This window comes from Bartonella sp. AA83SXKL (assembly GCF_042196965.1).
Lineage (GTDB): Bacteria > Pseudomonadota > Alphaproteobacteria > Rhizobiales > Rhizobiaceae > Bartonella.
The window spans coordinates 1-814 of record NZ_JBHIRG010000095.1; the positions used below are offsets into that span (position 1 = coordinate 1).

1 protein-coding gene is annotated in these 814 nt (G+C 40.7%); it reads right to left on the reverse strand.

Annotation, left to right across the window (positions count from 1 at the left end):
- Positions 1-702 (reverse strand): POTRA domain-containing protein (locus ACFINO_RS09865; RefSeq protein ID WP_375655636.1); only part of this gene is annotated, 702 nt, incomplete at its 3' end.
- Between the last annotated feature and the right edge of the window lie 112 nt (positions 703-814).

An 814-nucleotide genomic window follows, 5' to 3' on the forward strand; every position in this document is an offset into this window, starting at 1 on the left:
ACGACCTGGGAGAAGTTCGCTTTGAGCATGCCCTGAAAAAAGCCTGTTGATTTGATCAAGCCCCTGCTCAATATCGCGCATATTCAGAATATGCCCTTCCAAACCCGGAAAAGCACTCCAGACAACATAATTATGAGAAGAAGCTGGTAAACCATTGTAATAAATATCCGAAAGCTTGCCCTCAACCACAACAAGTTTGAGCGCCTTGCTGCTTTTGATATCCTGATCTGGGATATAAAAACGCGCCGTGATATAGCCTTGATCCAAATAAATCTGGGTTAACTGCTTGATTAAAAACTGGATATCAGAAAGACCTATACATCTTCCAACATAAGGACCTGTTACAGCTGCTATAGAACTCTTCTTGAGATGATAAACCCCATCAACAATAATATCATGAATTGGAAAGCAGTACCCACTCCCCCAAAGTGCTCTCGGCTTTCCTTCAAAAGGCCTTGTCATGCCTTTAGGCGTTAAAGCACGTAAATTCTCAATGCTTTCCAATTGCTGCTTCTCTGAATATCCGCGAGAAAAATTCTCCGTTGGAGAATGTGGGGATAAAACAGAAAAAGACCGACCATAAACCATTACGCCATGAAACAAGTCAAATAACACTAAAATGGCAAGAAAAATTCTCAAAAGAGAACTTTGGCGTAAAAAGATGAATAACAATACAAATTGCCCCCGCTTTGCACCATTCATGAAGCATTGTTTAAAAGAACTTCATGAACCTCTAACAATACCACTCAAAACAGCCACGACCCTATGACGCTTTTAACAAAAGCACATGCCGTAACCAAAGAAAAGTGATACC